At 60.3% G+C, this 25,686-nt stretch carries 16 protein-coding genes; 9 read left to right on the forward strand and 7 right to left on the reverse strand.

Going from position 1 to position 25,686, the window contains the following annotated elements; all coding sequences use genetic code 11:
• Positions 1-18 precede the first annotated feature (18 nt).
• Positions 19-678 (reverse strand): pyridoxamine 5'-phosphate oxidase, encoded by a 660-nt coding sequence (gene pdxH, locus SJQ66_RS20060; protein WP_024902117.1) that lies wholly within the window; start codon positions 676-678, stop codon positions 19-21.
• A gap of 225 nt (positions 679-903) precedes the next feature.
• Between pdxH and SJQ66_RS20065 the strand changes: the two genes are divergently transcribed.
• Positions 904-1,794 carry a tRNA threonylcarbamoyladenosine dehydratase gene (locus SJQ66_RS20065; protein ID WP_046152740.1) on the forward strand — a complete coding sequence of 297 codons (891 nt, stop codon included), beginning with the start codon at positions 904-906 and terminating at the stop codon, positions 1,792-1,794.
• A gap of 12 nt (positions 1,795-1,806) precedes the next feature.
• Here SJQ66_RS20065 and SJQ66_RS20070 read toward each other — a convergent pair whose 3' ends face one another.
• Positions 1,807-3,531 carry a glutamine--tRNA ligase/YqeY domain fusion protein gene (locus tag SJQ66_RS20070; protein ID WP_320535224.1) on the reverse strand — a complete coding sequence of 575 codons (1,725 nt, stop codon included), beginning with the start codon at positions 3,529-3,531 and terminating at the stop codon, positions 1,807-1,809.
• Positions 3,532-3,831: 300 nt separating this feature from the next.
• Between SJQ66_RS20070 and SJQ66_RS20075 the strand changes: the two genes are divergently transcribed.
• From SJQ66_RS20075 to SJQ66_RS20105, 7 genes are all read left to right on the forward strand, one after another.
• A complete protein-coding gene (locus SJQ66_RS20075; RefSeq protein WP_024902120.1) occupies positions 3,832-4,041 on the forward strand; it encodes a hypothetical protein in 210 nt (69 codons plus the stop codon).
• Positions 4,041-5,933, forward strand: coding sequence for a gamma-glutamyltransferase family protein (locus SJQ66_RS20080; protein WP_320535225.1), 1,893 nt, complete (start codon positions 4,041-4,043; stop codon positions 5,931-5,933). Before SJQ66_RS20075 ends, SJQ66_RS20080 begins: the two co-directional genes overlap by 1 nt.
• A 133-nt stretch (positions 5,934-6,066) precedes the next feature.
• Complete coding sequence (alaS, locus tag SJQ66_RS20085) at positions 6,067-8,712, forward strand: alanine--tRNA ligase (protein WP_024902122.1); 2,646 nt, start codon at positions 6,067-6,069, stop codon at positions 8,710-8,712.
• 136 nt (positions 8,713-8,848) lie between these two features.
• Positions 8,849-9,880 (forward strand): threonine aldolase family protein, encoded by a 1,032-nt coding sequence (locus SJQ66_RS20090; RefSeq protein ID WP_046153997.1) that lies wholly within the window; start codon positions 8,849-8,851, stop codon positions 9,878-9,880.
• A gap of 112 nt (positions 9,881-9,992) precedes the next feature.
• Complete coding sequence (locus tag SJQ66_RS20095) at positions 9,993-10,226, forward strand: sulfurtransferase TusA family protein (protein ID WP_024902125.1); 234 nt, start codon at positions 9,993-9,995, stop codon at positions 10,224-10,226.
• A 21-nt stretch (positions 10,227-10,247) separates the two neighbouring features.
• The gene (locus SJQ66_RS20100) at positions 10,248-11,177 is read left to right on the forward strand and encodes an NAD(P)-dependent oxidoreductase (RefSeq protein WP_024902126.1); all 930 of its coding nucleotides are present in this window, start codon (positions 10,248-10,250) and stop codon (positions 11,175-11,177) included.
• Positions 11,178-11,430: 253 nt separating this feature from the next.
• On the forward strand, positions 11,431-13,914 hold the full coding sequence (locus tag SJQ66_RS20105) for a glycosyltransferase (RefSeq protein ID WP_320535226.1): 2,484 nt from the start codon (positions 11,431-11,433) through the stop codon (positions 13,912-13,914).
• A 129-nt stretch (positions 13,915-14,043) separates the two neighbouring features.
• On the opposite strand, the gene SJQ66_RS20110 is transcribed toward SJQ66_RS20105, so the two are convergent.
• The 3 genes from SJQ66_RS20110 to SJQ66_RS20120 form a co-directional block, all read right to left on the reverse strand.
• Positions 14,044-16,272 carry a TonB-dependent receptor gene (locus tag SJQ66_RS20110; protein ID WP_320535227.1) on the reverse strand — a complete coding sequence of 743 codons (2,229 nt, stop codon included), beginning with the start codon at positions 16,270-16,272 and terminating at the stop codon, positions 14,044-14,046.
• A gap of 429 nt (positions 16,273-16,701) precedes the next feature.
• Positions 16,702-17,586: a UTP--glucose-1-phosphate uridylyltransferase GalU gene (gene galU / locus SJQ66_RS20115; RefSeq protein ID WP_024902128.1), complete on the reverse strand. Its 885-nt coding sequence runs from the start codon at positions 17,584-17,586 to the stop codon at positions 16,702-16,704.
• Between the two features lie 195 nt (positions 17,587-17,781).
• Positions 17,782-20,781, reverse strand: a complete 3,000-nt coding sequence (locus tag SJQ66_RS20120) for a valine--tRNA ligase (protein ID WP_320535228.1) — start codon at positions 20,779-20,781, stop codon at positions 17,782-17,784.
• Positions 20,782-20,976: 195 nt separating this feature from the next.
• Between SJQ66_RS20120 and SJQ66_RS20125 the strand changes: the two genes are divergently transcribed.
• A complete protein-coding gene (locus tag SJQ66_RS20125) occupies positions 20,977-23,355 on the forward strand; it encodes a UvrD-helicase domain-containing protein (protein ID WP_320535229.1) in 2,379 nt (792 codons plus the stop codon).
• A gap of 10 nt (positions 23,356-23,365) precedes the next feature.
• On the opposite strand, the gene SJQ66_RS20130 is transcribed toward SJQ66_RS20125, so the two are convergent.
• Positions 23,366-24,244, reverse strand: coding sequence for a BPSS1780 family membrane protein (locus SJQ66_RS20130; protein ID WP_051504212.1), 879 nt, complete (start codon positions 24,242-24,244; stop codon positions 23,366-23,368).
• A gap of 193 nt (positions 24,245-24,437) precedes the next feature.
• Positions 24,438-25,424: a homoserine kinase gene (locus SJQ66_RS20135; RefSeq protein WP_024902132.1), complete on the reverse strand. Its 987-nt coding sequence runs from the start codon at positions 25,422-25,424 to the stop codon at positions 24,438-24,440.
• Between the last annotated feature and the right edge of the window lie 262 nt (positions 25,425-25,686).

A 25,686-nucleotide genomic window follows, 5' to 3' on the forward strand; every position in this document is an offset into this window, starting at 1 on the left:
TCGTGATCCGTCTATCTGTCAGGGCGACAGGCGTTCGATCGACCAAGGGCTCGGCATGGCAGCGGTATCCGCTGGCAGGGCGCGACGGAAGCGAATGCGATCGTGAAGCCGCGACGGTCGTCCTTGCCAAAATTCGATCGTGTCAGGGATCAGGCGATAGCCCCCCCAGTGGGGCGGGCGCGGTGGATTGTCGCCGTACTCCGCCTTGAAAGCGTTCTCGCGCGCAACGATGACGTCGCGGCTGGCGATAACGCTGCTTTGTTCCGATGCCCAGGCGCCGATGCGTGAGCTGGATGGACGAGAATGAAAATAGACATCACTTTCCGCGTCACTGACCTGTTCGACGCGCCCCTCGATGCGAACTTGCCGCTCGAGTTCAACCCAGTGGAACAATAAACTGGCAAAAGGCTGACCTGCCAGTTCCTGCCCCTTGCGGCTCTGATAGTTGGTAAAGAACGTGAAACCCCGCTCGTCCACGCCCTTGACCAGCACGATTCGTGCGGATGGGCGACCGTCGGAACTGACCGTCGCGAGCGTCATCGCATTGGGTTCGGGAAGCTTGGCATCCAGCGCTTGGTCGAACCAGATCGAAAACTGCCGAATGGGATCATGATCCACATCGGATTCCGACAGGGAGCCGTAAGCATAATTTTTTCTGATGTCGGCGAGAGCGTTCACGAGCTGGTTGTCTAGGTACTACAATGCGTCAAGTATAGCTCCAGGCTTTTTTTCGTGCGCGTCCCGAGGCGTGTCGAATGGATTTTGTAATAAAAATACCTGTTACTGTAATATAAAAGTAAGTTATTGCTGAATAATGACGCGATTCTCTCGTTGATAATCGTAGTGACGCATGCGTCGACCGTGGTCGATTAATGTGTGCATCTGAGTGAGGACTTCCGCGTGATGGAAAACCATGCCGCGCCGCCGAGCGGTGCGCCCGACCCATTCCGTCCTGCCGATCAGGTCGACCCGCCTGATGCGCCAGACCGTGCACGCCGCTTCGGCGGTATCGCGCGACTGTATGGCGACGCGGGGGCTCGGCGTTTTGCGCAGGCGCACGTTGCCGTGATCGGCATTGGCGGCGTCGGGTCATGGGCCGCCGAAGCGTTGGCCCGCACCGCGGTGGGCCGGTTGACGCTCGTCGACCTGGACAATGTGGCGGAAAGCAATACGAATCGGCAGATTCACGCGCTCGATGGCAATTACGGCAAGGCGAAGGTCGATGCAATGGCCGAGCGTATCGCGCTGATCGACCCGGCGTGTACCGTGCGGACCATTGAAGATTTTGCCGAACCCGATAATTTCGACGCGGTGCTTGGGGCAGGTTTCGATTACATCATCGACGCGATTGACAGCACGCGGACGAAAACGGCACTCATCGCCTGGTGCGCGGCGCGCGGTCAAAAAATCGTCACCGTCGGCAGCGCGGGTGGACAGACCGATCCAACGCGCATTCGGGTGGATGATCTGTCGCGCACGATCCAGGACCCGTTGCTTGCCAAGGTGCGGGCAACGCTGCGCAAGATGCATCGCTTCCCGCGTGACCCGAAGACGCGCTTTGGCGTACCCGCCGTATATTCAGACGAACCGTTACGCTATCCGCAGTCCCGGGTCTGTGAGGTCGATGACACCGATGCCGCAGGGGCAACGGACGCTGAAGCCGGATTTGGCCGGAATGGGGGCGCGACCGGTCTGAACTGCGCCGGATTCGGGTCCAGCGTGGTCGTGACGGCCAGCTTCGGACTGGCCGCGGCCGCACATGTGCTGAACACATTGGCCGCCACCGCGCGGTGACGGCCATGGGGCTCACTTGCCCCAGCTGTCCTTCAATGAAACAATCCGATTGAATACCGGACGTCCTGGTGCCGAATCAACCCGGTCGGCGACGAAATAGCCGTGGCGTTCGAACTGCAGCCTGTCGTCCGGTGCGGTATTGCGTGCGCCCGGTTCGACAAAGGCCTGGACTACCCGTTTGGCTTGCGGATTAATTGCTTCGAGGAAGTCTGCGCCGCCCGCGCCCGGGTTGGCGTCCTTGAACAAGCGATCATAGAGCCGCACTTCCGCCGCGTACGCGTGCCCGGCGCTGACCCAATGGATGTTGCCCTTGACCTTGTACGTGTTCGCGCCTTCGGTGCCCGACTTGCTATCCGGAAAATAGGAGCAATGGACGGCGATGACATTGCCGTCCGCATCCTTGTCCGCGCCGGTGCATTCCACGACGAAGCCGTAGCGCAGCCGTACCTTGTTGCCTGGAAACAGCCGGAAGTATCCCTTAGGCGGCGCTTCGTTGAAGTCTTCGCGCTCGATCCATAATTCACGCGACAACGGGAATGCGCGACTGCCGCGCTCCGGATGATGCGGGTGCACCGGCGCGTGACAGGTCTCGGACTGACCTTCCGGATAGTTGTCGATGATCAGCTTCAGTGGATCCAGCACGGCGATGGCGCGTGGGGCGATGGCATCCTGCTCGTCGCGCAGAGACTGTTCCAGCGTACCCATGTCGATCCAGGAGTCCGCTTTCGTCAGGCCGATCCGATCGCAGAACAGCTTGATCGCGCCGGGCGTGAAACCACGACGGCGCAGGCCGACCAACGTCGGCATGCGGGGATCGTCCCATCCATCCACATGTTTCTCGTTGACTAGCTGCAACAATTTGCGCTTGCTCGTGATCGCGTAGGTCAGGTTCAAGCGCGCGAATTCGATCTGTTGCGGCAATGGGCGGGAGAATTCGCCGGCGTCGGCCAGCGTGTTCAGAACCCAGTCATACAACGGACGGTGATCCTCGAATTCCAGTGTGCATAGCGAGTGCGTAATGTTCTCGATCGCGTCCGAGATACAGTGCGTGTAGTCATACATCGGATACACACACCACGCGTCGCCGGTGCGGTGATGATGCGCATGGCGAATCCGGTAGATGACGGGGTCGCGCATGTTGATGTTCGGCGATGCCATGTCGATCTTCGCGCGCAGCACGTGGGCACCATCGGGAAATTCGCCGGCGCGCATCCGCGAAAAGAGATCGAGGTTCTCTTCGACGCCGCGCTCTCGATAGGGCGACGGTTTTCCCGGCTCGGTCAACGACCCCCGGGCCGCCCGCATCTCCTCGGCATTCTGACTGTCCACGTACGCCTTGCCCATCTGGATCAGCTTGACTGCCAGCGCGTACAAACGCTCAAAATAATCGCTCGCATAGTACAAGTGCGCCGGCGCCACGGGATCGTCGGCACGTTGCCACGCGAAACCGAGCCAGCGTACCGAGTCGATGATCGAATCGACGTACTCGGTGTCTTCTTTTTCCGGGTTCGTGTCGTCGAACCGCAAGTGACAAACACCGTTGTAGTCCCGGGCAATGCCGAAATTCACATGGATGCTCTTTGCGTGACCGATATGAAGATAGCCGTTGGGTTCAGGGGGGAATCGCGTTTCGACACGGCCACCCCATTTTCCAGTGCGGCCGTCCTCGTCAATGATGTTGCGGATGAAGTTGGAGACGACCGGAAGGTCGTTCGAATGGTTCGAAGGAGTACTCATGCAGGGCCGCGTGCCGAATCAGTAAATACAGCAATAACAATCGTATCGGGAGCGGTACCGCCCGAGCGTGGCTGGCCTCGGGACGGTGACCGCTTCCGGTCCATCGGGGCATTTTACCGTACCGGCCCGCCAAGCTGGCGCGGTCATGTGACCAGGGCAGCGGCCCCTACTGTTTTCGCTGGATCGCTTCTTGCATTTTTGACGCCGCGTAACAGCCGTAACCGCGCGTAAGTCCCATTGCCGACGTGGTTGGGCGGACCTACGATGCAGACCATAGGGGCACAAAAGGAGAACAACATGATGCTCATCAAACGGATGGCGATGTGGAGCGTGATTGGTGCAATGGTGGCCAGTATCGCGGCGTGTGCGCCGCTCACGCGCAGCCAGAAGGGCGCTGCGATTGGCGGCGCTGCTGGCGGCGCATTGGGTTACGTCCTGACGGGCGGGCCTATCGGGACGATCGCCGGTGCGGCGGCGGGTGGCTTGATCGGTGCCGGGGCCGGCCGCTGATGACGCGCCGCACTGACCTACTATCGTTGTCTTCCGACCACCGACCGCCATTCCGGCGGGATATCCGTGGTGTCCTGTCGCGGCGGCGGGGCGGCGTGCGGTGGATGGCTGTCGTCGGGATCGCGACGGCAGGTTTGCTGACATTGGCCAGTTCTGGCCAGGCTTGGGCCAAGCGTGCGCCACCGCCGACGTTGTTCGATAGCGCCGCGGTGGCCGTGCCTAACGCATACGCCGCCTCGGCCGCCGAGCAGATGCTCAGGCAAGGAGGCAATGCTGTCGACGCGGCAGTGGCCGTTGGTTTTGTGCTTGCCGTGACGTCGCCTGCAACGGCGGGATTGGGCGGCGGCGGCTTCATGACGCTTTACGTCGATAATCAACCCTATTTTCTGGACTTCCGTGAGCGCGCCCCGCAAGGGGCCATCGCTGGCATGTATCTGGATGCGAAGGGAAAACCGGTGCCACATGCCAGCACGGTGGGAGGTCGAGCGGTGGCGGTGCCCGGCAGCGTCGCGGGGCTATGGGAAGCACAGAAGCGATTCGGCAAGCTGAAGTGGGCGCAGGTACTTGCGCCGGCGATCCAACTTGCCCGCGACGGATTTGATGTCGATAAGTCGCTCTCGCAGCTTGCAGCCAAGGCCGCGCCGCGATTTAATGGCAAGACCAATTTTTCCGTTTATTTTGCTGGCCTGCATGACGGTGCGCGTTTGCGGCAGCCGGAACTGGCGGTCACGCTACAGCGCATCGCCGACGACGGGGCAGACGCGTTTTATTCCGGTCGCACCGGTGGCTTGCTGGCGGATGCAATGCGGGGGCACGGCTTGATCTCCTCCTCCGACCTTGCCGACTACCGTGCCAAATGGCGTGCGCCGTTGGTTGCGCCATGGCACGGGTATCAGGTCATCACTGCGTCGCCGCCGAGCATTGGCGGTATTGCGCTGGTGCAGATGCTACGCCTGCGTGATGGGTTGGACCACGCCTTCACTGGCGTTTCCGCCGATTCGCCGCAGTATGCGAGGCTGACGGCCGCGATCGCAAAGCGTGCGGAAAATGATCTGAAGGGCTATCCAGGTGATCCGGACAGCCCTGGCGGGCTGAATGGCGGTGGCAACCCGGACGTCGCGCAGTGGATCGGCGCCGACGCGGTGCAGCGTCGCGCCACGGAAATCGCCTCCGCAGCCGATACCGATTCCGGCAATGGCACATCCACGTCCGGTGCCGTTTCCGATGCCGCGAACGCGTCGGCCAACGTATCGCCTGCATCAAGCGCTTCAAGTGCATCAAGCGCTTCAAGTGCCGCGTCTGCATCAAGTGCGTCGGGCGCATTGCCTGCTTCAAGCGCCTCGGCGACAAGCCTTGCCGCATCGACTCCCACGACGCTGTCGGAGCGCGCACTCTCCACGCAGTACGTGGTTGTCGACAAAGGGGGGAACGCCGTGGCAGTCTCCATGACGATGGATGCGCCGTTTGGCTCCGGCGTTGTCGTTCCGGGCGCGGGCTTTCTTATGAATGACGCGATGGACACCTTCGACTCGGCCCCCCCGGGTGCGCCATCGTCCAATGGGAGTAGCGGTGCATCCGGTAGCACGTCGTCCGGGAAGACGATCGCGGGCGGCCGACGTCCGGTCTCGCCGATGGCGCCGACGATCTTGACCGAGGGCGGCAAGGTTATTCTGGTGCTGGGGGCTGGTGGTTCGGGCCAGCCGGACAGTCTGGCTGGCCCGCTCGCGCAGTACCACGTCATTACTTCGATCGTGCATGAAGGCCGTCCGTTGGCCCAGGCGATGTCGGCGCCGGCTTCCGGCGTTGCTGTTCAAGCGGTCCAGGTGCGAGGCAATACACCGGTGCCGCAGGCGGATCTCCATGGTCAGGGGGTCGCCGCTGTCGTCAAATAACGAGGAGGTGGCACGCGTTTTCGGGAGGCGCCCGCACGCGGCTGGCATGCGGGTGTCACAGTGCAGGGGGCAAACGGTATAATCAGCCGTTTGGGGCGTCTGTTGCCGCCGCCTGCTACTTACCTGATACGTCATGAAAGCCGCCGATATTCGTAGCAAGTTCCTGGGTTTCTTCGAATCGAAGGGGCATACTGTCGTCCGTTCGTCCAGTCTGGTGCCTGCCAATGACCCCACGCTGCTGTTCACGAACTCCGGAATGGTGCAGTTCAAGGACGTCTTCCTGGGCAATGACCCGCGCCCCTATACCCGTGCCACCACGGCGCAGCGCAGCGTGCGTGCGGGAGGCAAGCACAACGACCTCGAAAACGTGGGCTATACGGCCCGTCACCATACGTTTTTCGAAATGCTCGGCAATTTCTCTTTCGGTGACTATTTCAAGCGCGATGCGATCCATTTCGCCTGGGAACTGTTGACGGATGTCTTCAAGCTGCCGAAGGACAAGCTGACGGTCACCGTCTATTTCGAGGATGACGAGGCATTCGGCATTTGGGAAAAGGAAATCGGCGTGCCGGCCGAGCGGATTATCCGAATCGGTGACAACAAGGGGGCGCGCTACGCGTCGGACAACTTCTGGCAGATGGCCGATACCGGTCCGTGCGGCCCGTGCTCGGAAATCTTCTACGATCATGGTCCGGAAATCTGGGGTGGGCCGCCCGGGTCGCCGGAAGAGGATGGCGACCGCTTCATCGAAATCTGGAACCTGGTGTTCATGCAGTTCAACCGGGATGCGCAGGGCAATATGACGCCGCTGCCCAAGCCGTGCGTTGACACGGGCATGGGCTTGGAGCGGGTGGCGGCGGTGCTGCAGCACGTTCATAGCAACTACGAAATAGACCTCTTCCAGGCGCTGATCACCGCGGCCGGCCGGGAAACCGGTGTGGCAGACCTGGGCAATAACTCGCTGAAAGTCATCGCCGATCATATCCGTGCCTGCGCGTTCCTGATCGTCGACGGCGTGATTCCCGGCAACGAGGGGCGAGGCTATGTGCTGCGTCGTATCGTCCGCCGCGCGATTCGTCACGGCTACAAGCTGGGTCGCCGCGACGCATTTTTCCACAAGCTGGTGCCTGATCTGGTACTGCAGATGGGCGAGGCCTATCCCGAACTGGCCCAGGCGCGGGAACGCGTGATCGATATCTTGCGTCAGGAAGAAGCGCGCTTCTTCGAGACGATCGAAAACGGTATGACGATCCTGGAGGGCGCGATCGGTGCCCTGGAAGCGGCCCGCAAGTCGCCCGATGATGTGTTGACGTTGTCGGGCGAGTTGGCGTTCAAGCTGCATGATACCTATGGCTTTCCGTTGGACTTGACCGCGGATGTCTGTCGCGAACGGCGGATCACGGTGGACGAGCCCGCCTTCGATCAGGCGATGGAACGCCAGCGTAACCAGGCCCGTGCGGCGGGCAAGTTCAAGATGGCCGCCGGTCTCGAATACGCGGGCGAGAAGACCGCCTTCCTCGGTTACGACGCGATCGTCTCCGACGATGCCCGCGTGATTGCGTTGTATGTCGATGGCGCTCAGGTGGATCGGGTACAGGCCGGTCAGGATGCCGTGGTGGTACTTGACCATACGCCGTTTTACGCGGAGTCCGGTGGTCAGGTGGGGGACCAGGGTCTGTTGACGACCGATGCCGTTCGCTTCGCCGTGCATGACACGCAAAAGGTGCAGGCCGACGTATCGGGTCATCACGGCACGCTGGAGCAAGGCACGTTGAAAGTGGGCGACGTGGTCGCGGCGCAGGTGGATGGCGTGCGTCGTGCGCGTACCGGCCGGAATCACTCCGCCACCCACCTGATGCACAAGGCATTGCGTGAGGTGTTGGGCGAGCACGTGCAGCAGAAGGGCTCATTGGTCGATCCGGACAAGACGCGTTTCGATTTCGCGCACCATTCGCCGATGTCGTCGGACGAACTGCGTCGCGTGGAAGAGCGTGTCAATGCGGAAGTCCTGTCGAACGCGGCGGCGGTGGTGCGCACGATGGCGTATGACGATGCGGTCAAGGAAGGCGCGATGGCGTTGTTCGGCGAAAAGTACGGAGACGAAGTCCGCGTGTTGAAGCTCGGCAGTTCGATGGAATTGTGTGGCGGCACTCATGTGACGCGGACCGGGGACATCGGCCTGTTCAAGATTACGTCTGAAAGCGGGGTGGCGGCCGGCATCCGCCGTGTGGAAGCCATCACCGGCGACAATGCGCTGCGATTCGTCCAACATCTCGATGAGCGTTTGAATGCGGCGGCGCAGGCGCTCAAAGTGCAGCCGGCGGAGTTGACACAACGCATTGCTCAACAGCAGGAGCAGGTTCGGGCGTTGGAAAAGGAACTGGGCGCGCTTAAGTCGAAGCTGGCCTCGAGCCAGGGCGATGAATTGCTCGCACAGGCGGTGGACGTGCGAGGCGTGCAGGTGTTGGCCGCGGTGCTGGATGGCGCCGACGCGAAGGTGCTGCGCGAGTCCGTGGATCGCTTGAAGGACAAACTGAAGCACGCAGCCATCGTGCTGGCGGCGGTGGTCGATGGCCGCGTCAGCCTGGTTGCCGGCGTGACGCCGGATGCCTCGAAGCAGGTGAAGGCTGGTGAACTGGTCAATATGGTCGCGCAGCAGATTGGCGGCAAGGGTGGTGGGCGTCCCGACCTGGCGCAGGCGGGTGGCACCGATGCGGCGGCATTGCCTGCCGCGCTAGCTAGCGTGACAGCCTGGGTAGCGTCCAAGTTGCCGGCGTAATCATGGGCGGCGCGAAATGCACGCTTTTACAGTGACGCGTTGCGGGCATCGGTGGCGTGCGGATGGCGTGCCGGAATGCCAGCAATGACATGGCGCGCCGTGGCACCGTGCGCATGGAAAGGACCAAACAATGAGCATGCAAGATTTTGCGTCGGACAATTACGCCGGCGTATGCCCGGAAGCAATGCGTTACATGGTGAACGCAAATGACACCGGACACGAGGTGGCTTACGGCAACGATAGCTGGACGAAACAGGTGTGCGATCGTATCCGGACTCTTTTTGAGACGGACTGCGAAGTGTTTTTCGTATTCAACGGCACCGCGGCGAATTCGTTGGCACTGGCGTCGCTGTGTCAGTCGTATCAGTCGGTGATCTGCCATGAATTGTCTCATGTTGAGACCGATGAATGTGGTGGTCCGGAGTTTTTCTCGAACGGATCGAAGTTGATCACGTCGCGCGGACCGCTTGGCAAACTCGACCCGGTGGCGGTCGAGGCAGTGATCACCCGCCGCAACGACATTCACTGGCCTCGGCCGAAAGCAATGACGTTGACCCAATCCACCGAGGTGGGAACGGTCTACAGTATTGCCGAGATTCGCGCGTTGACGGATATTGCTCATCGACATGGCTTGGCGGTGCATATGGATGGCGCGCGTTTCGCGAATGCCGTGGCATCGCTGCAGGTCACTCCCGCGGAAATGACCTGGAAGGCGGGCGTCGATGTGCTGTGTTTTGGTGGTACGAAGAACGGGCTGCCCGTGGGCGAGGCCGTCGTCTTCTTCGACAAGGCGCGCGCCGAGGATTTTGCTTATCGCGTGAAGCAAGCCGGGCAATTGGCATCCAAGATGCGCTTTATTTCGGCACCGTGGCTCGGCTTGCTCGATAACGACGTCTGGTTGCGCAACGCTCGTCATGCGAACGAGATGGCACGGCGCCTTGCGCAGGAAGTAGCGTCAGCCGGTGTCAAGGTGGCGCATCCGGTGCAGGCCAATGCGGTCTTTGCCGATATGACGCCGGCAACGAGCGCGGCCATGCGTGCGAAGGGCTGGGTCTTCCACGATTTCATCGCGGCCGGAGGATGCCGGTTGATGTGCGCATGGGATACACCGGAAGCGCTGGTCGAGCGCTTTGGCACGGACCTGCGTGCGGCGACGGCCACGGCGTGAGCGTGTGAGTGGCGGCACGGAAAAAGACGGGTGGCCACGGCGGAGTTTGCCGAAGTGCCCGTAACGCAAGCGATATCACGGAGGCGCTGGAAACCCCATCCGGCCTGGACACATGACGGTAGCAGCAGATAAGGAAGTGGATGCAACGGGCCTGAACTGTCCGTTGCCGATCTTGCGGGCAAAAAAGGCTTTGTCCGATATGACCACCGGGCAGATCCTCAAGGTGACGGCCACGGACCCCGGCTCACAACGTGACTTCGCCGCATTCGCGAAGCAGACCGGCAACACGATTGTCGAGAGCACCGTGCATGAGAAGGTTTTCACCTTCCTGCTACGGCGCCGTTGACGTGGACTTTTTCCCGGCACCATGAAACCCGTTCTTTATCTCAATATTCCGATCGCTGGTGAGTACATGCCGTTGCTTACCGACGCATTCGATGTCGTCATGGCCACGAACAAGGAAGAACGGTTGCAGGCGGATGCGCGGCTTGCCGACGTGGACATCGTCTTGACGAACGGTTCACTTGGATTCTCGCCGGCGCAGATCGACGCCGCGCCGAGGCTGAAGCTGATCAGTGCCTTTGGGGTGGGCATCGAAAATCTCCCGGTGGATCACGCGAGGGCGAAAGGTATCTTGTTGAGCAGCGGTGCAGGCTCGAATGCGACCACGGTGGCGGACCATGCGTTGGCATTGATGCTTGCTGCCATGCGACGGGTGCCAGTGTTCGATCGCGCCGTGCATAAGGGCGAATGGCGCGACGCATATGCCTTGCCACCCATTCTGAGCGGCAAGCGAGTGGGCATTGTCGGCATGGGCCGTATCGGGGAAGGCGTTGCCAGGCGTGTGCTGGGATTCGATTGCGCTGTGGGCTATCACACCCGTAACAAGCGTGATGCATTACCGTACACGTATTTCGATAATGTGATGTCGCTGGCGACATGGTGCGACATTCTCGTGTTGGCGATGCCGGGTGGCGCGCAGACCCGACATATGGTGAACGCCGACGTGCTGGCGGCGTTGGGTGCGCACGGCTTTCTTGTCAATGTGGCGCGCGGTAGCGCGGTGGATACGTTGGCTTTGGCCGAAGCCCTGAAGAACAGGACGATTGCGGGCGCCGGGCTGGATGTGTACGAATCGGAGCCCGCCAAGCCAGAACCTTTGCTGGGCTTTGATACGTTGGTCATGTCGCCGCACGTGGCGGGATATTCCCATGAGGCGGTCCACGGTGCGGTCGTCTTGTTTCTTGATAACGCGCAACGCGTGTTGCGTGGTGAGCCCGTGACCTCGCCAGTCTGAGGACTTGCCCCAGGCGGGAAGGCAAAGTAATAGGGTGGCATAAAGCGGATGACCGTATAAAAAAAGGAATCCATGCGATTCCTTTTTTTATGCACCGTAACGATTTAGGCATAGTCACCCCAAAAGGGGCAATGGGGGCTGCCATTTTTCGTGAGATCGATCCGATTTTCGGGTATCCCTTCAATTCATATCAATCGTCATCGTTTTGTCCACTGAACCATGTAATAATTCGCGCCATTTGAGCAGTAACACGATGAATGGGTCTGGAGTTGGTGCGCGTGATGTCATCTCGCTTGTGATCCCTTTTCACAACGAAGCAGCGGTCGTAGCAGCATTGTTCCACGCGCTGGTGCCGGTGCTCCGGAATCTTTCGCATGCCGATTATGAGATCGTCTGCGTCAATGACGGCAGCACCGATGCCACCTTGCGCGAGTTACAGGCCATATGTGCAAGCGATGCACGCGTCAAGATTGTCGACCTGTCTCGGAATTTCGGCAAGGAAGCCGCGCTGACCGCAGGCATCGATGCCGCTTCGGGCAATGCGGTGATTCCGTTCGATGCTGATCTACAGGACCCACCTGAAGCGATTCCACTGTTATTGGCAAAGTGGCGTGAAGGCTTTGATGTCGTGCTGGCGAGACGCGCGGAAAGACCGACGGACTCTTTTGCCAAACGTATTACGGCAGCGCTCTTTTATCGCGTACATAACGCGATCTCCGATATCTCGATTCCTGAAAACGCTGGTGACTTTCGGCTGATGTCGCGGCAAGTGGTGGATGCGTTGAAGGCGTTGCCTGAAAATCGTCGCTTCATGAAAGGGCTGTTCGCATGGGTTGGTTTTCGAACGGCGGAGATCACCTACGCCCGTCGCCCACGCGCCGCCGGCAAGTCGACGTTCTCCGGCTGGCGGCTATGGAATTTCGCGCTGGACGGTATGACGAGCTTCGGCACGTTGCCGCTGCGCGTCTGGAGTTATCTTGGTGGCATGACTGCCGTTTTTGCCATCCTGTATGCGGTGTATCTGCTGTTTCGAACCGCCAGGCATGGCATCGACGTGCCCGGCTATGCATCCATCATCACTGCGATACTCTTCCTGGGTGGTGCACAGCTCATCGGAATCGGCGTGATTGGCGAGTATGTAGGCCGTATGTATATGGAGGCCAAACGCCGCCCCGTCTATATTGTCCGACAGGTATATCAGCATGATGGCTCGACGATTCGCGACCTGCCGTTGTCTGCGACACGGCCTGTGTTGCGAAGCGTGTCGGACCGGTCGCATCTGATCTGGCTGTTGCCCGTGCATGCCCTGGTCTGGACGATTGCCGCATGGTTGTCACGCGGTAATCTCGACATGCCAGGTGATATGGTCGAGAACTATGTATGGGGTATCGAATGGCAGGCGGGCTATCTTAAGCATCCGCCGCTGTTTGCGTGGATCGCCGCTGCGTGGTTTCGCGTGTTTCCGCATGTCGACATTGCGTATTTCGCGCTTTCCGCGGTCAATGCGATGGTGGGCCTGCTTGGGATTGTCGCGCTTGCCGGACGGTTCCTGCCGCGTCCGCTTGCGGTGGTCGCGGGCCTGGCGATGGCGGTGTCACCGCTATATTCGAACCTCGCGATCAAGTTCAATGCGAATGCGGTGCTTCTCTCCGTGTGGCCGTGGACCGCGTTTTTCTTCGTGCGTTTCATGCAGACCGGGACATGGCGACAGGCACTGGCGCTTGGCGTGCTGGCAGGGGCGTCACTGCTCGGGAAGTACTTTTCAGTCGTGCTGCTGCTCTCGTTGTCGCTGGCGGCACTCGTTCGTCCGGCATGGCGTGCACGGTTGTTTAGCACGAAGACGCTTGGTGCGGTGCTCGCATGCGGCGTTGTCCTGCTGCCGCATCTTCACTGGTTAGTGGTCAACGATTTCCCGACTTTTGGTTACGCCGAGGATCGTACGGGCGGAACGCTGTTGCCTGCTGTCGTGCGACTCGGAAAGTACACCGCCGCCCAGCTCGCCTACCTGTTGCCAAGTGCCGTTTTCGTCGTGCTATTGCTTAGGGGAGAGAGACTGCAAGCGCTACGGTTGATCGCGTGCAGTTATCTTCGACCATCGACATCCACGGACCTCTGGTGGTTGGCAATGGGGCCGTTGATCGTTGTCGGCACGATTGCCTTCATCATGAAGACGCAGATGGCATCGGTATGGGGCATGGCGCAGTGGTTTGCCATCGTGCCGCTATGGCTGACCGTGATAGGTCGTGCTGGTGGGGTCGTGAGACCAGAGCGTGCGGTGCGCGTAATGGGTGGTTATTGGCTGATCGTGCTGGCGGCCACTGCCGCCGTCGGCTATATGGGGGTCGTGCGCAAGACCGACGATGCCACGGCGCCGCGCGCCGAACTGGCGGCAGCGGCGGATGCCCTTTGGCAGCAGCGTACCGGGAGCAGTATCCCGATTGTCGTCGGACCGATGGCGGATGCAGGATCGATCGCGTTTTATGGCAACCCCAACACACGGTATTGGAACGTGTTGACGCAGGCGGAAACGCCCTGGTTCAACGTTTCGTCGGTCCGCCGAGAAGGGGCGTTGTTCGTTTGCCAGAGTGATGAACCGGCATGCATCGACGATGCCGCGTCGTTTTCCGGCGTGGCGCCGGTGTCAATCTCCGTGTCCAAACAAGCATGGGGAATGACGTTGCCAGCACGGCGGTATGTGCTCTTTCCGATGTTGCCGCACGCGCGTGTCAGTCCGTAAAGAATGTGGCGACAGGCAACGAAAAGCAGGGCAAGAGCATTCCCTTTTCGTGATACTTGCGACGGTACGAGAGCGGGGCCCCGCCGTCCAAGGCAACTGGCAATACCGCGGGGGGCATCGTGACCGGTATTAGAAGTCGGTTGTCAGCGAGAGCCAGAACGTACGCGGATTGCCAAGGGTCAAATAGCCGCCATAGGTCGACGCCCAATAGGCACGATTGGCGACGTTCTGAACGGTTGCGCGTACCGTCACGTCCTTACCGAAGACTTGGGTCGCATAGCGCGCGCCGACGTCAAAGCGGCTCCAGGCACCAATCGACAGCGAATTCGCTTGATCGAGATACTGCCGACTCGTATAAACCCATTGTCCGGTCAACGTCAGGCCTCTCACGCGTGGAATGTCGTATTCAACACCGATGTTCGCCAACCAGCTTGGAACACCGACGGCCGTATTGCCGTCGTTCGCGGTGTCGCTGGCTTTGACCAGCTTGGCATTCGTGTAAGACGCACCGGCGATCAAGCGAACACCCTTGATCGGTTCGCCGTGTAGCCCCAGTTCGACGCCGCGATTACGTTGTTTGCCTGACTGACTGTAGATATTCGTCGTTGGGTCCGTATAGGCGCTCGGCTGCTCGATCTGGAACAGCGCGAAATCAGCCCCAAAGGCACCCAGGTCGTACTTGGTGCCGGCTTCCCATTGCTTTGAGCGATACGGCGCGAAGACCTGGCCAAAGTTCGCCGATGTCGAGCCAGCGGTGCCGCCTTGAACCAGTGCCTCGGTACGGTTGGCGTATATTGACCAGTTATTCGTCGGCTTCAACACGATGCCTAAAACAGGTGTCGTGATTGCCTGATCGTACGTGCTCGAGCGCACGCCATCATAGCCGTACGCATCCTGACGCAGCTCCTGGCGGCGCGCGCCTATGGTGAGCAATATGCGATCGTTCAGGAAGCCAACGGTGTCCGATATCGATACGCTGCGATTAACGACTTGCGAGGTCGTGCCTGGATTGCTCATGTCCCCACCGGACGACGTGGTCGCCGGATAAGGGACCGCGGCCGAATTCGACAACGTGGTCGTGTAGGCCCCATAGCCGAACGTGTAGGCTGCTGATTGATCGACACTGACGATCGAGCCGCCAACGTTGACTTGATGCGAGACTGGGCCCGTGTCGAACTTGCCCCGAATACCACCCATTGCCGAAGTTGAATCCTCCTTCAGTACGGTGTTCAAGCGATAGGCCGAAGACAATCCGGTGAGACCATCATAGGCCGGACTTGAAAAACTGCCCCATTCGTTGCCGTGATGCGCGCCACCCTTCACATAGGCGGTCCAGCCGGGCGCAAAATCATACTCCACGCCCACGATGCCGACGGTATCCTCGAGATTGGAATACGTCCATGGCTGGGCGAAGGTCGAGGTTGCCGATGGCGCGCTGGGTATGGCACCTGTTGCAGTGTATGTCGTACGGCCGGAATCGGTCTTCGCGCGTTGGTAGAGAAAGTCCGCGGTCAGGCGCAGCTTGTCGCCTCGCCAGTCGATGCCAACCGCTGCCGTTTTCCCATAACGCTTTTCCTTGTCGATCGCTGTTGGGCCATCGTCCACCGACTGGTTAAAGCGGATGCCGAATTGATCGTTGTCACCGAAACGCCGCCCGATATCCACTTGCGCGCCGACCTGGCCGGACCCCGAGACCTTCGTTGTCAGCTCGGTCAGCGGCTTGTCGTCAGCGTGCTTCAGCTCGACATTGACGCCGCCGCCCACGCCGGTTCCTGATGCGGGCGCGCCATTGATGAATGCATTCGCTCCCTTGAACAAATCGATCCGGCTGATGTCCACCGTCGACACCATCTGCCGCGGCGTTACACCGAAAAGACCGTTCATGGACACATCATCCGAATATAACTGGAAGCCTCGGATCGTATAGTTCTCAGCGAACTGGCCCGAGTTGAACGAAACACGTACATTCGGGTCGGTTGCCTGCAAGAATTCGCCAACTGTCTGCGACTGCTTGTCCTTGATGGCTTTCTCGGTATAGCTGCTGACGCTGAACGGAACGTCGATCAATTGCTGGGTCCCAAGCACACCCAGGGATGTCGCCTTGGCTACTTGTCCACCACCAAACGTTTGCTTTTCCGGTGCGACTGGCGCGCTCTTGGCGGACACCGAGACGGCGGGCAATGCAGTTTGTGCCCTTGTGTTTGTGGCCGTGGCGGAATCAATACTTTCCTGTGCGTTTGCGACGCCTGCCGCACCGAATGCCATCGGCATCGACAACAAAAATAATGCGTGCCGTATGGCGGAAGCGGATTTGGTCAGGACCGGTCTGACGTGCCGGTTCGAATCAATAGCAGCCATGAGATTTCGTGTGATAGTGCGTTCAGAAGGAGGGAAGATCGCGCCGCAGGATCCATGGCGGCTGAAAAAGAAGACTTCTTTTCCTCGCCAGGGAGACGGCAAGCAAATTGCTAAATGAGAATCGTTGTGATTATAGTTCGTGTTCTTTTAGAACAATAATTATTTGTGCTTGATTACGTGATCTTGAAACCGACTGTGGTACGTCGTTCACGTTGCATTGAGGGGGCTTGACGCAGCGCGTCGTCGCTACGGGACGCGGGATCAGTGGGGGAAATTCAGACGTTGCCGCGGGAAAGAGGGGGGATATCAGGAGGGCAACGATATGCCGGGGGGCGATACCGGGTTCGCTTCGTGTCGGTTTGGCGGGGTGACAACGGCGAATAAACGCGCGTCACCCCGCGTCATGCGGGAGACATCAACTTGCGGCAATCAGCTTTCCAGAACCGGCGAACGGGTCTTGAGGTATTCCGCGAACTGCTCGCGCACTTCCGGGTGTTGCAACGCGAATTCCACGGTTGCCTTCAGGTAACCCAGCTTGCTGCCGCAATCGAAGCGCGTGCCGTGGTAGCGGTAGGCCAGCACCTGCTCTTCGCGCATCAGTGATTCGATAGCGTCCGTCAGTTGATATTCACCGCCGGCGCCGGGCTTCAACGCATGGAGGTGCTTGAAGATGGCCGGTTTCAACACATAACGTCCGACCACGCCTAACGTCGAAGGCGCGACTTCCGGCTTCGGCTTCTCGACGATACCCGACAGGGAGACGACATCGTCACCCAGTTGCTGGTCCGGTGTCACGATCCCGTACGACGCCGTTTCCGACGGCGGCACGTCTTCCACGCCGATGATGGAGTTATGGAAGCGGTTGAATTTCTCGACCATCTGGGTCAGGACCGGGGGCTTGCCGTACAGCAAGTCATCCGCCAGGATCACGGCGAACGGGTGGTCGCCCACCAGTTTTTCCGCGCACATGACGGCGTGGCCTAGACCTAGCGCTTCTGGCTGGCGTACATAAAAGCAGTCGACGTTCGACGGCTTGATGCTGCGCACCAGCGCCAGCAGCTTGTCCTTGCCGCGCGCTTCCAGCTCGGCTTCCACTTCGTACGATTTGTCGAAATGATCCTCGATCGCACGCTTGCTGCGGCCGGTCACGAAAATCATCTCCGTGATGCCGGCAGCAACCGCTTCCTCGACCGCGTATTGGATCAATGGCTTGTCGACGATCGGCAGCATTTCCTTCGGGCTGGCTTTCGTCGCGGGCAGGAAGCGGGTTCCAAGGCCGGCGACGGGAAAAACAGCTTTTGTGACTTTTAGCATTCGTGAAACCCCCGCAGCTAATTTAAAAAGAACGATAAATACAATATCGCAAAACAAATGCGGCGGTGTTCGCGCTCACCTCGGGCGTCCGACCTTCCTAGGGTGTTCGAGGGCACTGCGGTGCGGCCCAATACGACACGGCGCGCGCCAGCGTCCATATCGACGTTGCGCGCGCGCCGAGGTGTCTCAGGTGATTCAGGAGGCGGTCAGACGACCCAACTGTGTCGCAAGCTTCGCCAACGTCGTTTCATATTCTGCCAGTCTTTTGCGCTCTTGTTCGACCACGGCTTCGGGCGCACGTGCAACAAAGCTATCGTTTTGTAACTTGGCGCGTGCTTTTTGTACTTCGTTTTCCAGCCGTGCCACTTCCTTGCCCAGCCGTTCCTTCTCGGCTGCCACGTCGATCTCGACCTCCAGCGCCAACTTGGTCGTGCCGCTCACGGTGACGGGCGCACCGTCGGCACGCGCGTCCAGGCCGGCGTCGCTGTCGAGCACGTGTACGTCCGACAGGCGGGCCAGCGCTTGCGCATACGGTGCAAAGCCGTGCAGTCGCTCGGCATTGCCGCTGGCTAACAGCGGCACGCGCTTGGACGGCGCAATCGTCATCTCGCCCCGCAAGTTACGGCACGCGTCGATCAGTCCCTTCAATTCGGCAACCCAGGCCACGGCGTCCGCATCGATCTTCTCCAACTGCGCCACTGGGTAGGCCTGCGTCATGATGGAGGCCTGCTCGGGCAGCGCACCTTCCGGATAGCGGCCGGCGAGCGGCGCGACCTTTTGCCATAACGCTTCGGTGATGAAAGGGATCACCGGATGTGCCAGCCGCAGAATCGTCTCCAATACGCGCAGTAGCGTACGACGCGTGCCGCGTTGCTGCGCCGGCGTGCCGGATTGCAGTTGGACCTTGGCAAACTCGACGTACCAGTCACAGTACTCGTCCCAGACGAAACGGTATATCGCGCTAGCGATGTTATCGAGCCGGAAATCGGCAAATCCTTTTTCAACGTCCGCTTCGGTCTGCTGCAGGGCCGAAACGATCCAGCGATCCGTCTGCGAAACATCCAGATATCCGTCTGGCCCGCAGTCCGATTGGCAGCTATCCACGCCGCAGTCGTGTCCTTCACAATTCATCAGGACAAAGCGCGTGGCGTTCCACAATTTGTTACAAAAATTTCGATAACCTTCGCAGCGTGCCAGGTCGAAATTGATGTTTCGGCCGAGCGTCGCCATCGATGCAAACGTGAAACGCAAGGCGTCGGTGCCGGTGGCGGCAATGCCCTCCGGGAATTCCTTGCGCGTCTTCTTCTCGATCTGTTGCGCCTGCTTCGGGTTCATCAGGCCGGTAGTACGTTTCGCCACCAGCGCGTCGAGCCCGATGCCGTCGACGATATCAATGGGATCGAGGGTATTGCCCTTCGACTTCGACATCTTCTGACCTTCGGCATCGCGTACCAGGCCGTGCATGTAGACGGTTTCGAATGGCACCTTGCCGGTGAAGTGTGTGGTCATCATGACCATGCGCGCGACCCAGAAGAAAATGATGTCGAAGCCGCTCACGAGCACCGACGATGGCAGGAAATGCGTCAATTCCGGCGTTTTTTCCGGCCAGCCGAGCGAAGAGAAGGGCACCAGTGCCGAGGAGAACCAAGTGTCCAGCACGTCCTCGTCACGCCGCAACGGACCAGTCGCGCCAGCGGCGCGCGCCTGCGCCAAGGCTTCTTCCTCGGACGCGGCGACAAAGACACCACCTTGGTCGTCATACCAGGCTGGAATCTGGTGGCCCCACCAGAGTTGTCGCGAGATACACCAGTCCTGGATGTTTTCGAGCCATTGGTAGTAGGTGGTTGTCCAGTTTTCCGGAATGAACTTGATCTGACCGTTACGGACGGCGTCCAGTGCGACTTCCGTGATCGATTTGCCCGGATGCAGCGTGTCGGCCGGTGCCGGCTTGGTCATGGCGACAAACCATTGGTCGGTCAGCATCGGCTCGATGACGGAATTCGTCCGGTCGCCACGCGGCACCATCAGGCGGTGCGGCTTGACGGATTCAAGGAAGCCGCTCGCGTCGAGATCGGCGACGATGCGCTTTCGCGCTTCGAAGCGTTCCAGGCCTCGATAGACCTCCGGCGCGTTATCGTTGACATGCGCATCCAGCGTCAGAATCTCGATCTGCGGCAACCGGTGACGCAGGCCCACCTGATAATCGTTGAAGTCGTGTGCCGGCGTGACCTTCACCACGCCCGTACCGAATTCGCGATCGACGTAATCGTCCGCGATGATTGGAATCTCGCGGCCGACCAGCGGCAACGTCACCGTCCGGCCGATCAGCGCCGCATAGCGCTCGTCTTCGGGATGGACCATCAACGCGACGTCGCCCAGCATCGTCTCGGGACGCGTCGTGGCAACGGTCAGCGTGCCACTGCCGTCGGTCAATGGATAGCGGATCTGCCACAGTGAGCCTTCCTCCTCCTCGGATACCACTTCGAGATCCGACACCGCCGTCAGCAGCTTCGGGTCCCAATTGACGAGGCGCTTGCCGCGATAGATCAAGCCTTGTCGATACAGTGTGACGAACACATCACGCACCGCGCGCGACATTTTCTCGTCCATCGTGAAGTATTCGCGCGACCAGTCGATCGAGGCGCCAAGGCGCCGGATCTGGCGCGTGATCGTCGAGCCCGACTGTTCCTTCCATTCATGTACGCGTTCGACGAACTTCTCGCGCCCGAGCGTATGGCGGCTCGCGCCTTGCGCATCCAGTTGCCGTTCGACGACGATCTGCGTGGCGATCCCGGCGTGGTCCGTGCCCGGTACCCACAGCGTGTTATGCCCGAGCATCCGGTGGTAGCGCGTCAGCGCGTCCATGATGGTCTGGTTGAACGCGTGGCCCATGTGCAGCGTGCCGGTCACGTTCGGCGGCGGCAACTGGATCGAGAAGTTCGGACGATCGGCGGCGAGCGTCGGGCGCGCGTAACCACGGCGTTCCCATTCCGGACCCCACGTGGATTCGATTCGTGCGGGATCGAAGCTCTTAGCCAACGCTTCCGGCGCTTCCGCCGGGCTTGCCGAGGGTGCCTGTACGGCCGCGTCGTCCGCGCGCGCGGCGCTCGGGGAGTCTGCTTGCGGTGGGCTGGCCGGCTGGCCGCTCTGCTGACCAAGGGTGTGGTCATTCGGGCGTTGATCGCTGTCGCTCATGGTGTGCCTGGAATCGGTTTACTGGTGCGGTAATGCAAAGGTAAACCGCCGATTATACGGCGTGAACAAGGTGTATAGCCGCTTCGGTGCAGCTTCGGCCCGAAAGCGGCGTCGCGCTTATAATGAAGGCCGTTTTTTCGCCGCCGTCCATCCGGCCGGTCCGCGTCCTTTTTCCGTTTCCCATCCCGCTCCGCCATGTCCGATCTGCTTGCCAACCTGAATCCCGAACAGCTCGCCGCGGTCACGCTGCCGAACGAGGCGGCCCTGATCCTGGCCGGCGCGGGGAGTGGCAAGACCCGCGTCCTGATTACCCGCATTGCGTGGTTGATCGGTCAACGTCATGCAAGCCCATCCGGCATCCTCGCGGTGACGTTCACGAACAAGGCTGCGCGCGAGATGACGTCGCGGCTGTCGACGATGCTGCCGATCAATACGCGAGGCATGTGGATCGGTACGTTCCATGGCCTTTGCAATCGGTTGCTGCGCACCCATCACCGCGAAGCGGGGCTGCCGCCGGCGTTCCAGATTCTGGATACGGCCGACCAGTTGTCGGCCATCAAGCGGCTGCTGAAAGGTCTGAATGTGGATGAGGAAAAGTATCCGCCGAAGAACCTCCAATACTTCATCAATGGGGCGAAGGAAGAAGCGCTGCGGCCATCTAAAGTAGAGGCGAACGATGCATTCAACCGCCGGTTCGTCGAGCTGTACGAGGCCTATGAAACGCAATGCCAGCGCGAAGGTGTGGTTGATTTCGCCGAGCTGTTGTTGCGCAGTTATGAACTGCTGCAGCGCGATCACACGTTGCGCAAGCATTACCAGAGCCGCTTCTCGCACATTCTGGTGGACGAGTTCCAGGATACGAACCGGCTGCAATATGCCTGGCTCAAGTTGCTGGCGGGAGAGCATAACGCGATCTTCGCCGTGGGCGACGACGATCAGAGCATCTACGCGTTTCGCGGTGCGAACGTCGGCAACATGCGCGACTTCGAGCGCGAATTCAATGTGCGGCATCTGATCAAGCTGGAACAGAACTATCGTTCACATGGTCATATCCTGGATTCGGCCAACATCCTGATCTCGAACAATTCGCAGCGGCTGGGCAAGGACTTGCGCACGGATGCAGGGCATGGCGAGCCCGTGCGCGTCTATGAAGCGGCGACGGACACACAGGAAGCAAACTGGATCGTCGAGGAAATACGGGCACTGATCAACCAGGGCCAGGCGCGCCAGGAAATCGCGGTGCTGTATCGGAGCAATGCGCAGTCTCGCGTGGTCGAGCATGCGCTGATGGCGGCCGGCGTGGCGTACCGGGTCTATGGTGGCTTGCGGTTTTTTGAACGCCAGGAAATCAAGCATGCGCTGGCTTACCTGCGCCTGATCGATAACCCGGGCGACGATACCGCTTTCCTGCGCGTGGTGAATTTTCCGGCACGCGGCATTGGTGCGCGATCGATCGAACAACTCAGCGACATGGCGCGGTTGTATAACTGTCCGCTGGCGGCCGCCGTGCCATATGTGACCGGCAAGGCCGGTACGGCACTGGGCAATTTCCTGCGAATGATCGCGCAGGTCCGTGCTGAGACGCAGCAGATGAATCTGCCGGATCTGGTTCGTCATCTGGTCAAGGCCAGCGGCCTGGAAACGCATTACCAGGCGGAGCGCGAGGGGCAGGAGCGGCTGGAGAACCTGGAGGAACTCGTCAATGCGGCGAGTGCCTTCATGGCGGAGGAAGGACTGCGCCGTGATGCGCCGGCGCGGATGGTGCCGTTGGCACCCGGCGCGAGCACCGCCGTGCCGCTTGCTGGTGTGCAAGAAGACGCTAGCGAGGTGTTGGATGCGCCCGTACCCGGTGCGCCGGAGCCGGTGGCAATGACCCCGCTTGCCGGTTTCCTCTCGCATGCGTCGCTCGAAGCGGGCGACAACCAGGCACAGGCGGGACAGGACGCGGTGCAGCTAATGACCGTGCATGCGGCGAAAGGGTTGGAATTCACTGCCGTCTTCATCACCGGGCTCGAAGAAGGTCTGTTCCCGCATGAGAACAGTGCGATGGAGCGGGAAGGGCTGGAGGAAGAGCGGCGACTGATGTACGTGGCCATCACCCGTGCGAAGGAACGTCTTTATCTCTCGTTCGCGCAGAGCCGGATGCTGCATGGCCAGACGCGATACAACTTGCGCTCCCGTTTCTTCGATGAACTGCCCGAGGGCGCGCTCAAGTGGCTGACGGCAAAAGTCGAGCCTGCGGCCCGATGGGGTGGACGTGCCGATAACGCGGGTTGGGGGCGGGATTGGTTTGGCCGCGGAGGCGGTGAAAAGCGTGGGGATGGGACCGAACGCATCCGTGATGACGACTATCGTGCCGACTCGGCACCGCTACCGTCGTACGCGACCAAGAACAAGGAGGCCGAGACGGGTTTTCGCGTGGGCGAGCCGGTATTTCACACGAAGTTCGGCGAAGGCAAGGTGATCGCGCTCGAAGGCACTGGCACCGATGCGCGGGCCCAGGTCGACTTCAAGCGGCATGGCGCGAAATGGCTGGCATTGTCGGTCGCGAAATTGCAGCGAATCGACGACTGAGCGCGCGTTGTTACGGGGCCGGCTTCGCGGGGCGTCCGACCGGTGGCAAGGGCGGACCTTCGATGTCGAAACAACCGCGATACGTCGCGTACAGCGAGCAGTAGAACATCGTGATGAAGATGGCCACGATCAACATCATCAGCATGGTCATCGCGACCAGTCCGGCGCCCGACAGCGCGGACAGGATCATCGCGCCGATCCAGAGCAGAATCAGCGTTGCGAACCACAGCATACCGTAGACGACAAAGGCCAGCTTGTTGCGCCAGATGGTATAGATGCTGAAAAACAGGGCTTTGTGTGGCGGCACGTCATGCCACGCCACCAGCACCGGCGCGAACCAGAACACGACGGCGACCAGCACATAACCCAGCATGACGATGGGCATCGCCTGCTGCGTGATCATCAATACGCCGCTGCGGATTTCCTGTTCGGACGGTGCATTGCCGAACAGCATCATCTGCGCCAACATGCCGTCGTCACCAATGGCCGAGGCCGCGAAAACGGCGCAAATGCAGGCAAAGTAGACAATTCCCAGGATCAGCAGTCGACGTACGACAACAGCCCCGCCCGCGAAGGCGCGCAGCAAAATCGTGGGGAACGCGGGTTTGCCGGACAGTACTTCGCGGCTCGCGGCAAAAAAACCGACCGTGACACCGGGGAGCATCAACAGCATGACAACCGTGCCGATGACCGGAGGCAGCGACACGATCCGCATCAACAGCAGATAGGCAAAGGACAGTGCGAGGAACAGCAGGGGACTGCGTCGGAACGTTCCCAAGCCCTGGCGGAACCAGAGTACGCCGTCCCTGGCGGTGACGTGTTTCAGTTGCATGACGTCGGGAATCAGCAAAAACAGGCGGTAATCGAGCGAAACCGGCGCGTATCGCATTCCCCTTTCAGCACAGGGGACAGGCCATCATCGCTCGGGCGGAAGACCGCACGTGAGACCTGGCATGGCGATCCGGGATGACACGGGGGATCACATGCCTTGGACAACGCTTCGGACGATCCGCAGGATAACAGGAACCGGCGCGTGATGGTCGCTTATCACGTGTACCGGCGGCAGATATGGATGCGCGCGGTCAAGCCAGTGGATCGTTGATCGTGGCATCTTGCGCGGCAATCCGGGCGCGCAACGTGCGCTCGAAGCGTTCCGGATCATGCGGTTCCAGCAGCGCCGCACTGCGCGGCAGGTGAAAATCGTACAGGCGCGAGACCCAGAAACGCAGCGCGCCGGCCCGCAACATGTCGCGCCAGTGGCGCAACTCGACCGGCGTCAACGGGCGTACCTGTTGATAGGCCCGTAGCAGGGCCGTCACGCGCGGCATATCGAGTTCACCGCTTTCCAGGTTGACGCACCAATCGTTGACCGTTACCGCGAGATCGAACAGCCACTTATCGTTGCCGGCAAAGTAAAAGTCGAAAAATCCCCCCAGCCGAGGCGTGGATGCGACAGGATCGTTGATAAACAGGACATTGTCCCGGAACAGGTCGCAGTGACAAGGACCGCCGGGTAGCGCGCGATAATCGTTCGACGCGAAGAATGCGCCTTGATGCGCAATCTCGTTCGCCAACAACTGCGCCTGGGATACGTTCAGGAATGGATGCAGCAGCGGCGTGACCTCGCGCCACCAAGGCAAGCTGCGCAGGTTCGACTGCTGGACGCCGAAGTCTTGTCCGGCCAAATGGCTGCGTGCGAGCATCGTCCCGACCTCGGCACAATGCGCCGGCGTTGGCGACAGTACGGCGCTGCCCGGCAAGCGTGTCACGATGGCGGCGGGCTTGCCGTGCAGCAAGCCGAACAATGTGCCATCCGCGCGCCGTACCGGATCGGGCACGCTGATGTCGTGGGCAGCCAAGTGACGCATCAAATTCAGATAATACGGCAGCTCGGCCGGACTCAGCTTTTCAAAAATAGTCAGCACGAACTCGCCCGCTGTCGTACTGAGGAAGAAGTTGCTGTTCTCAATACCCGACGTGATGCCGCGCAAACCCAATGACGCGCCTACCGGATAATCGGTGAGCCACGCGGCAAGATCGTGATCGGAAACAGACGTGAAGACGGCCATGCGTGTCAGAAAACCGGTGGCAGATAGAGAGGGGAGAATGCGTGTTTCGGAAACGACGTACAGCGTACCCTGTGGATCGCCCGCAAGCAATCATTGATCGGTACAGATCTCCATCGATTAGCGGTTCAGATCAATTTGGTGTGTGGAAATAAATCGGGAATCAGGCAAAACGGGATAGCGCTTCACCGTTGACACGGGAGCGTGCTAGCGCCAGAAACCCGGAATGTCAGGCTCGTTTTTAAATCAAACGATTGATCTTTCG

It is taken from the genome of Robbsia andropogonis (assembly GCF_034047095.1).
Taxonomy (GTDB): domain Bacteria; phylum Pseudomonadota; class Gammaproteobacteria; order Burkholderiales; family Burkholderiaceae; genus Robbsia; species Robbsia andropogonis.

Bases quoted from the DNA above. Each gene is read 5' to 3' on its own strand.
- SJQ66_RS20095 (WP_024902125.1), top strand. From the start codon at position 9,993: ATGACGGTAGCAGCAGATAAGGAAGTGGATGCAACGGGCCTGAACTGT.
- SJQ66_RS20120 (WP_320535228.1), bottom strand. From the start codon at position 20,781: ATGAGCGACAGCGATCAACGCCCGAATGACCACACCCTTGGTCAGCAG.
- SJQ66_RS20090 (WP_046153997.1), top strand. From the start codon at position 8,849: ATGCAAGATTTTGCGTCGGACAATTACGCCGGCGTATGCCCGGAAGCA.
- SJQ66_RS20065 (WP_046152740.1), top strand. From the start codon at position 904: ATGGAAAACCATGCCGCGCCGCCGAGCGGTGCGCCCGACCCATTCCGT.
- SJQ66_RS20125 (WP_320535229.1), top strand. From the start codon at position 20,977: ATGTCCGATCTGCTTGCCAACCTGAATCCCGAACAGCTCGCCGCGGTC.
- SJQ66_RS20105 (WP_320535226.1), top strand. From the start codon at position 11,431: ATGAATGGGTCTGGAGTTGGTGCGCGTGATGTCATCTCGCTTGTGATC.
- SJQ66_RS20130 (WP_051504212.1), bottom strand. From the start codon at position 24,244: ATGCGATACGCGCCGGTTTCGCTCGATTACCGCCTGTTTTTGCTGATT.
- SJQ66_RS20135 (WP_024902132.1), bottom strand. From the start codon at position 25,424: ATGGCCGTCTTCACGTCTGTTTCCGATCACGATCTTGCCGCGTGGCTC.
- SJQ66_RS20110 (WP_320535227.1), bottom strand. From the start codon at position 16,272: ATGGCTGCTATTGATTCGAACCGGCACGTCAGACCGGTCCTGACCAAA.
- alaS (WP_024902122.1), top strand. From the start codon at position 6,067: ATGAAAGCCGCCGATATTCGTAGCAAGTTCCTGGGTTTCTTCGAATCG.
- SJQ66_RS20075 (WP_024902120.1), top strand. From the start codon at position 3,832: ATGCTCATCAAACGGATGGCGATGTGGAGCGTGATTGGTGCAATGGTG.
- SJQ66_RS20070 (WP_320535224.1), bottom strand. From the start codon at position 3,531: ATGAGTACTCCTTCGAACCATTCGAACGACCTTCCGGTCGTCTCCAAC.
- galU (WP_024902128.1), bottom strand. From the start codon at position 17,586: ATGCTAAAAGTCACAAAAGCTGTTTTTCCCGTCGCCGGCCTTGGAACC.
- SJQ66_RS20080 (WP_320535225.1), top strand. From the start codon at position 4,041: ATGACGCGCCGCACTGACCTACTATCGTTGTCTTCCGACCACCGACCG.
- SJQ66_RS20100 (WP_024902126.1), top strand. From the start codon at position 10,248: ATGAAACCCGTTCTTTATCTCAATATTCCGATCGCTGGTGAGTACATG.